This window comes from Mesorhizobium sp. M0189 (assembly GCF_040322135.1).
Taxonomy (GTDB): domain Bacteria; phylum Pseudomonadota; class Alphaproteobacteria; order Rhizobiales; family Rhizobiaceae; genus Mesorhizobium.
In genome coordinates this window covers 24,920-33,002 of record NZ_JAMYSW010000030.1, presented here as the reverse complement: position 1 = coordinate 33,002, position 8,083 = coordinate 24,920, and the positions used below count along the sequence as shown (strand labels likewise).

Here is an 8,083-nt window from a genome sequence, read left to right as displayed (position 1 = left end):
TGCTCCCAAGCCAACAACGACCCTGACCACGAAGCGACAGACATGGTACCCTCCATAACCTGCCGAAGTGAATCAGAAAATCAAATGATCCGCAACTGTAGTACTAGGCGCCCAACCGTAGCAGGCCGAATTGCTGCGCCAGCCGCCACGAAAAGCGCTGCCAGAGTTCTTGCACCCGCGTCATTCGGCTGCCGCTTTGAAGGTTCCGCCTAGGGCCTGCATCAGATCATCGATAATGTCCTGAGGATGCTCAAGTCCCACTGACATTCGCAGTAATCCGCCTGGCGCCTTGGACTTGGCACCCTCGACGGATGCGCGATGCTCAATCAGAGAGTGCGTCCCGCCAAGGCTTGTCGCCCGGGCAACAACCTCGAGGCGGCCAGCCACGGCCATCGCAGCATCGGCTCCGCCTTTGACGATAAAGGATAGCATCGCTCCGTAATGGCTCATTTGCCGCTTAGCGAGATCGTGTCCCGGATCAGTTTGCAGGCCAGGAAAAAGTACTTTTTCGACACGCGGATGAGACGCCAAAGCCTCAGCAACCTTCTGGGCGCCTTCGCAATGCGCGCGCATGCGGACCGACAATGTCTGCAGGCCCCGCAATGCCAGCCAACAGTCGAATGGCGCTGCGACGCTGCCCTTGTGTCTCTGGACCATCCGCAGTGGGCGACCGAGGGGTGACGAGTGCGGGACAATGACGACGCCCGCCATCAAGTCCGAGTGGCCGCCGATGTACTTTGTCGCCGAGTGCATGACCGCGTCCGCCCCAACTTCGAGGGGCCGTTGAAGCACTGGAGTTGCCCACGTGTTGTCCACTACGGCCAAGGCGCCAGCCTCGTGCGCGATTTTGCAGATGGCCGAAATGTCGACAACGCGGATCATCGGGTTTGACGGCGTCTCGACCCAGACGAGGCCAGTCCGCTTCGACGTGACCGCGGCGCGCACGGCATCCAGATCGCGCATATCGACGGCCGCAAAGTCAAAGCGAGACCCAATGTCGGTCTCGTCAATCAGCGAACGAATGCCGAAATACATGTCATCCGGCAGAACGATCCGACCCGTCGACGGATGGCTCTCAAAGACTGCAGCGATTGCAGCCATGCCCGACGCGAAGGCAATGCCATCTTCTCCGCCCTCGAGCGCGGCCATGGCCATTTCGAACGCGTTGCGTGTCGGATTTCCATCCCGGGTGTATTCGAATCCGGAAGGAAACGAGCCGTCGACGCTACGTTGGAACGTCGTGCTGGTGTTCAGCGGCAGGGACACCGCCCCCGTGGAAGCGTCGACAGCTCGGCCGCAATGGATCGCCTTTGTTTCAAAACGCATCGGTCATTTCCTCGCTAACGGGGCAGTTGCACAATTTCAGGCCGGTCATTATATTGACCGTAATAAGTGAGCCGAGGCACTAAGTCAATATAATGACCGATGTTACGACGGGGTTGGATGCCGAGCGGGTGCTTGGCCAAGCGATAGCGGTTCGGATCCGACAATTGAGGCGCGACCAAAACCTGACCCTGGATCGACTGGCAAAACTGAGCGGCTTATCCAAGGGAACCGTCGTCACGCTGGAGCAAGGCAAGGCGAACCCCAGCATCGGCATACTTTGCCGACTGGCGGCGGCGTTTTCGCTTTCGGTGGCCGATTTGTTGAATGACCATCCTTCCACAGTTCGCCTTCCTATTGAGCGGACAGAGACGAGGACGCTTTGGACAAGCGCTAAAGGAAGCTTTGCACAACTTCATTCATCGATCTCGGGACGAACGATGTTCGAACTGTGGAGCTGGGCCATTATGCCGGGCGACGTGTTTTCCGCAGATGCTCATAGTCCGGATACGCGCGAGCTGATCTCGGTGACTCAGGGGTCCCTAAGTGTCGTGGTGGGTACCCACGCAGTAATTTTGAGCCAAGGCGAGAGTGTGCGGCTTGTCACTGACCAACCGCACTCATACGCGGCGGCATCTGATCTGCCTGCCCACTTCTCGATGGCAGTTCTTGAGCGTGGTGGACAGCGAGATCCGGGGCCCTCTTCGCCGGCAACGAAGATGCCCGGGCCCGTTCCGCAAGACACCGCCGCTCGCTAACGACCGCCCATTCGCGACAGGAGATCCACCGTTGTACGTTCCACATTCCCTTCGAGCTTGACCGCTCGAAGGGAGACAAAGGCGTCCTCAATTGCCATGTTGCACGCAAAAATCGAGTCTGGGAGGAAGTTGCCAATGGCGATGAAGTCCTCGTTATCTTCCGTGCGGCCGACGCTTACATCTCGCCGAACTGGTATCCAAGCAAGCATGAATTCCATAAGCAGGTGCCGACGTGGAACTATCTCGTCGTCCACGCCCACGGACGCATGACTGTCCGGGATGATGAGCGCCATGTGCGCCGTAACGTGGCGAAGCTCACTCACATGCATGAAGCCTCGCAGCCTGGCCCCGTGGAAGATGGGCGACGCGCCGAAGGACTTCATTGACACGATGGTTAAAGGCGATCGTCGCCCTGGAAATCGAGATCACCGGCCTGGTTGGTAAATCAAAACTCAGCCAGAACAAAGAGGTGCGCGACCTTCAGAACGCTGGTGAAATGCTGAATGCCCGAGGCGTCAATGGGATGGGAGAAGCGATGCTCGCGGCTGCGGCGGCCAAATCCCAATAGCATCTATCTTGTCCCGACAAGCCGCTGGTGCTGGATTTCCAAGGGGTGACCTTGAGAGACAAATGCTTCGGCTCGCCGGAAACGCGACCAGCACCTGACCACCCGCTATGCGGCAGATGGACAAGAACTCAGGCCGCCATCTCCAGCCAGATCCGCAATGCCGCCGGATCGATGGAAGCTGCTTACCCCGCCAGCCTTTCCGGTCACGTCGCTGCGTCGTCAATACCTCGAACAGCAGCCTGGCGCTTAAACCGAGTTGCGTGTTCGGTATGGCGGCATAGCGGTTTCGAGATCGGAGCCGACTGGCAGCGAACGCCACGCCCCACGGTGGCGATGCCTCGCAGCCAGGTTGGATGACCAAGCAGCCGGGATGTTCTGCAGGCTTGCACCCGCTTCAGATGCGAGACGGGTCAAGACGATCATCCTGCACAACGTCACGCGGCGGTGGGCCGGTTCCGAAAAGGGCCGGCCCCGGCCGTTCATACAAGTGGAGTTGGGGGCGCGGGGCCGGGTCAAGCCTATCGGGTCGGACCCGCCGGGACAGCGCGTACATCATCCTGGCAACGCCAGGCGCTCGTCCGGCGTCATGCGGGCTTCGGCTTGGCGCGCGCAAGGAAGGGCTGTCCTGTTCCGAGATCGCCCGTCGTACCGGCTACGGCCGGCGGGGCCGGGCAAGACAGTGCGTCGCCTGCTTCAATCATACGCATCAACCAGCCCGCGACGCTGTCCCCATACGGGATCCGGCGACCGGCCGTGTGATCTCGCCGGTAGTCGCCGCGGCCCTCTGCATGAAGCCACGGGGTATGCTGACGATCAACCAGGCGAGAAGGGTCGACGTCCTGAAGCAGGGATCACATGAGTTTGCCATGATGCACAGGCTTGCCATGCGCTTCCGCTGCATTTTGCGGGGCCGTGAATTGGACAAGCTCGACACCTGGATCGACGATGCCGTCAACGCCGGGCTCGTCGCCATCACGCGTTTCGCTCGGGTCCTACGTGACATTGACGCCGTTCGCAATGCCATTGAATTACCGTGGAGCAACGGCCAGGCGGAAAGGCAAATCAACCGCCTGAAGACGATCACGATGTACGGCAGAGCGGGCTCCGAACTCCTTAGGGCACGCATGCTGCCACTCAACCGGCCTGATCACCACACAAAGTGAGGAAGAACCTCGTTAAGTGCAAAGCGACATTGCCTCGACAGCGGGTCCCGGAAGGTTTATGCTGCCCAGTGTTACCGCAATCCCGATGGCGATGAGTACCTTCACGAGTGAAGGGATTCCCGCGGCCTTAGAGATGAGTTGTCGAATGGCGCGAGGTCGCACAGAATCGTGTGTTTGATATCGATCAGGATCGCGAGCTATTTCAGGCGCAGAGAGGTCTTGCGCCCGGTGCACAAGTTGCTCCCGGTCCAACGGAAGTGAATGGGGTGGAACTGCTTTGTCGGCCAAATTGTTGACGGAACGTCCGGCGCCCATTGTTGCTACATGTCTGGATTCTTGGGGCAATTTGGATGATGCAATCCACCATCTCACTCCAAAGGGCAGTGGAATCTGGAACAATGTCGCTTTTGTACGCACGACATCCTTCGCGCCCGATTGGCATATTGTCTTTAACTCTGCTTCTCTTTTTGGGCTCCCTGTTGATATCGAGGCGAGCCCAAACAGGATAATTTTTGCAATCGGCGAACCGCCGACGAAAGCTCATCGCGCATTTCATGAAGGGCAGGGGAAAAATACTATCGTCCTGACGTCTGACGCAGAGCTGGCTGCTCGGCAGAATGCAGGGCGCCGATTCGTATTGTCTCCACCTATCACTCGGTCTTGGTCTGTAAACAAGACATATGACCAACTTCTGGTCAGCGAAGTCGTGGACAAGCCGCTTCGGCTCTCATGGATTACCAGTAACATCGCCCTGCTTAAAGGGCATCGATATCGGCTGGCGTTTCTGGAACGGCTGAGAGAGGAGCTCGATTTTGACCTGTTCGGCCGAGGTTTTCGGCTGATTGGAGATAAATGGAACGCACTCGCACCTTACCGTTACAGTATAGCTTTCGAGAATACTCGTGCTGATTACTATTTTACAGAGAAGCTTATGGACTGCTTCGTTGCTGAAACAATGCCGATCTATTACGGCAGCCCGGCAATCACGAGGTTCTTCCCTTCGGACTCAATGGTTCTGATTGACCCAGAGGACAAGAACGTAATCCAAAAAATTCAAGGAATCATCAACTCGGACCTGTGGAAGGAGCGTCGCGGCGCAATACTAGAGGCGAAGGGGTTGGTTCTCGAGAAATACAATACGTTTGCTTATCTCGCGGGCTTCATCGAAAGCGTTCAGGATAAACCGTTACCGCCGGAAGTTATACACATCGGTTCGCCTGCGGTCGATTTTGGGAGAGACGCATGAAGTACTCCAACGCTCGCTTCGCGTGCCCGGCGGTTGGTGGTCTGGCGAGATCGGTACGGAACGCTCGGCGGAGAATGCCTACCTGCGCAGACGGGCCGGCAGGGCGCACGAGGTCATGCGCCCCCGGCCGCCGCTGATCAGACGAACTGGGGAAGGCCAGGAACGGAATTGAGGACCTCGTCCACGAGTTCGTCGCCGGCATGTTCCTTGGCGAAGGCGATCGTCTCGTTGGCGAGGGCGGCGATCTTTAGAATGCTGAGACCCTCACTCATCAATTGCTGGCCGAGCCCAATGAGGCCGCCTCCGCCCTCTGGGTCGTCGCCATGATACTTCGCCACTAATTCCGAAGCTCCGGGAATGGCCTCGATCATGCGCGCAACGGGACCGTCGGCCGCGTGGCGTTGCAGGAAACCCAGCATTAACCCAACGGCCTTCTCTGCGAGAGCCGGGCCGATGCCGGCACCAGTGGCGATGCGCGATAAGAATTCTTCCATGGCAGGGTTCCTCTCTCTTTAATGAGGTTTACACGGGGCCGGTCCGGCGCCCAAAGCGCCGAGCTTGGATAGCGGCATCGCTATCACGCTGAGAGCCCGTTATGCTGGTCCAGCGTTTGATCGCAGTCTTGATCCATGCGAGCAGCTTGTGAGGGATGCAACCGAACGAGGCGCTGCTCCCACAGTCGTCGCAGGCCCTCCATCAAAGCGTCACGCTTAGCCTGATCCGGCGCAATTGTATTGAGGAGATCTCCCAACATGGCTTCGCCCTCAATCCGCATCAGCAGATTAAACAAGTCGTGTGAAATTCGCACACTGTCACTGCTGAAGTGGGTCGTTCTGATCTCGCAGTGAGTCTCCCGACGATCTGGCGCTTTGTAAGCGCGGGTTTGATGGAGGGACACATAGGGCGGCAAAGAAACCGCAAGCGCAGTCCAATCCTGCAGCGTTGCAGCCCGCTTTTTTACCAGGAAGGGCCCGACCACAAGTCCATCCAGCTCTGTCGTCAGAAAGGTGGCAATCGCGTCTGCAACCGAATCCACGATCGGTTCGGCATTGTTGTTAAAGGAGGTATTGAGCAGAATTGGAGTGCCTGTGCGCTTCTTGAACGCATTGATGACCTCCCAGTACGCGGGATTGGCGTTGCGCGATACTGTTTGCAGGCGAGCGGTACCGTCGACGTGCGTGATGGCACCGAGCAAGGCGCGCTTTGAGTCACGCACGCGAACGACGAAATTCATGAATGGAAATTCGTGCCTACCGTCCGGGAGGTCGAAAAATTCGCTCGCATCCTCCTCCAGCACAGATGGCGCGAAGGGCCGATAGCCTTCGCGCTTCTTGACCATCGCATTGATCCGGTCCTTGTTTGCGGCGGGCCGAGGGTCGGCAAGAATGCTGCGGTTGCCCAGCGCACGTGGCCCAAACTCCGAACGACCCTGCACCCAGCCGATCACGGCGCCCTTGGCGATCCAGTCGGCTGCACTGCTTGCCACGTCATCAGTGCGTTCAACCTCGAGATGTCCGGCCCATGCATTCAGTTCCTGTTGCACGGCGCGCTCGCTCCCGAGATCAGGACCCCAATAGACCTCCTGCAGTCGCTCACACGGCGCGGGGCGGCCCATCTCGTTAGAGACTATCAGCGCAGCTCCCAATGCGCACCCAGCGTCGTGAGACGCGGGTTGCACGAAGATGTCTTCGAAAAGCCCTGAATACAGCAGCTTACCGTTCATCGTGCAGTTGTGGGCCACCCCCCCCGCCAGGCACAACCGCTTCATGCCGGTGGCCTCACGGTGATGCCGGAGAATGTGGAACACGATCCGCTCAAGCGCTTCCTGCAGTGACGCACTCACATCTCGATGCTGCTGGGTGAAGGGCATTCCCTTTCGCCTGACCTCGATATTGCGGAGCAACGCCGGACCGATGCGGTCGAGGTGAACACGGTAGCCACCGCCGTTGGCGGAGAGCTCGTAGAACTGCTCGAAGAGCTCGCGATAGGGAGCGGGGTCGCCGTAGGGCGCGAGTCCCATTACCTTATACTCGTCGAACAAGCCGTAGCCGAGATAGCGGATCGTCTCGAGATAAAACAGCCCAAGAGAATTGTTCTCGGGGAAAGCCTCGAGTTGCGTAATTTCTGTGCCAGACCCTACCGCCACGAGGCCCGATAGGAAATCACCAGAGCCATCAATCGCTAGAATGAGACTTTGTTCGAAGCCCGACATTGCAAAGGCGCTCACGGCGTGCGCCTGATGATGACTTACGAATGAAATACGCGAACTGTCCAACTTAGTGCCGAACTCACGCGTTAACAGATCCTGCACCAACGTTTTAGCACCCAACGGAATGGAGAGAATGTCCGGGTGGGATGCGGACATACCTTCAAGCATGGCGTTGGCATAGGGCTCGCTGGCGTAGAGCGCGACACGATCAATGTCGTTGAGCTGAACCCCCGCCGCTGACAGACAGTATTGAATGGAACGAATTGGGAGCTTGTTGGAGTGTTTCATCCGATTGAGGCGTTCCTCTTCGACGGCTGCTATCACCCGTCCGTCTCGGACGAGCACCGCGGCGCCATCGTGCATAAAGGCGTTCCGAAGCTCGAATCGGTTTTCATGGACTTGGTCAAGTCCGCCGCTAATTCCTAGACACAGCATTTCTTTCTCCACATAGTGACGGGCAAGCCAAATTGGCCTGCCTCCGTTTCCAACTAAATAGGCCGCATTGTCGCTTGCAGCTGCAACCGCCTGTCAGGCATCACCGGCATCAAAGAACGCCTCATAAGGGGTCCGCCTGAATCAACATGAGATGCTTCGATCGTGGCGCCTGCCGTTCCATGACGCCGAGAGTTTGGCTGGATCCGAATCTTGAGCGGCTGCTGACTTGCATGCCGGCGATGCCGTTTTCATCTGCAGCACGAACTTGTAACGCGGAGTGCCTGTATCCTGCGAAGGGGCGGCTGTTGACGAATAATACCGCGCCGTGAACTGGCCCGATTTCATTCCCCGAAAGACCGTCGCACAGGCGAGTGACACGTG

6 protein-coding genes and 2 pseudogenes are annotated in these 8,083 nt (G+C 58.2%); 5 read left to right on the top strand and 3 right to left on the bottom strand.

All coding sequences use genetic code 11. The annotated features are described in order from the left end of the window. Nucleotides 1-180: 180 nt before the first annotated feature. Nucleotides 181-1,326, bottom strand: coding sequence for a trans-sulfuration enzyme family protein (locus NKJ09_RS30390; protein WP_352764479.1), 1,146 nt, complete (start codon nucleotides 1,324-1,326; stop codon nucleotides 181-183). A gap of 92 nt (nucleotides 1,327-1,418) precedes the next feature. On the opposite strand from NKJ09_RS30390, the gene NKJ09_RS30385 reads away from it, so the two are divergent. From NKJ09_RS30385 to NKJ09_RS30365, 5 genes and pseudogenes are all read left to right on the top strand, one after another. Further along, nucleotides 1,419-2,081, top strand: a complete 663-nt coding sequence (locus NKJ09_RS30385) for a helix-turn-helix domain-containing protein (protein WP_352764476.1) — start codon at nucleotides 1,419-1,421, stop codon at nucleotides 2,079-2,081. A gap of 11 nt (nucleotides 2,082-2,092) precedes the next feature. Then, nucleotides 2,093-2,467 (top strand): annotated as a pseudogene (locus NKJ09_RS30380) (FMN-binding negative transcriptional regulator); the annotation flags it as partial. Continuing rightward, complete coding sequence (locus tag NKJ09_RS30375) at nucleotides 2,464-2,649, top strand: hypothetical protein (RefSeq protein WP_352764473.1); 186 nt, start codon at nucleotides 2,464-2,466, stop codon at nucleotides 2,647-2,649. The pseudogene NKJ09_RS30380 and the gene NKJ09_RS30375, both read left to right, overlap by 4 nt. 728 nt (nucleotides 2,650-3,377) lie before the next feature. Beyond that, nucleotides 3,378-3,812 (top strand): annotated as a pseudogene (locus NKJ09_RS30370) (transposase); the annotation flags it as partial. Nucleotides 3,813-4,089: 277 nt separating this feature from the next. Next, complete coding sequence (locus tag NKJ09_RS30365) at nucleotides 4,090-5,058, top strand: glycosyltransferase family 10 domain-containing protein (protein ID WP_352764470.1); 969 nt, start codon at nucleotides 4,090-4,092, stop codon at nucleotides 5,056-5,058. A gap of 137 nt (nucleotides 5,059-5,195) precedes the next feature. Here the strand turns inward: NKJ09_RS30365 and NKJ09_RS30360 are convergent, their stop codons facing one another. Then, complete coding sequence (locus tag NKJ09_RS30360) at nucleotides 5,196-5,552, bottom strand: hypothetical protein (RefSeq protein WP_352764467.1); 357 nt, start codon at nucleotides 5,550-5,552, stop codon at nucleotides 5,196-5,198. Between the two features lie 83 nt (nucleotides 5,553-5,635). Then, entirely contained in the window at nucleotides 5,636-7,702 is a 2,067-nt protein-coding gene (locus tag NKJ09_RS30355) for a carbamoyltransferase family protein (protein ID WP_352764464.1), read from the bottom strand. Between the last annotated feature and the right edge of the window lie 381 nt (nucleotides 7,703-8,083).

Coding starts and splice junctions, on each gene's coding strand:
- NKJ09_RS30385 (WP_352764476.1), top strand. CDS start 1,419: ATGACCGATGTTACGACGGGGTTGGATGCCGAGCGGGTGCTTGGCCAA.
- NKJ09_RS30355 (WP_352764464.1), bottom strand. CDS start 7,702: ATGCTGTGTCTAGGAATTAGCGGCGGACTTGACCAAGTCCATGAAAAC.
- NKJ09_RS30390 (WP_352764479.1), bottom strand. CDS start 1,326: ATGCGTTTTGAAACAAAGGCGATCCATTGCGGCCGAGCTGTCGACGCT.
- NKJ09_RS30360 (WP_352764467.1), bottom strand. CDS start 5,552: ATGGAAGAATTCTTATCGCGCATCGCCACTGGTGCCGGCATCGGCCCG.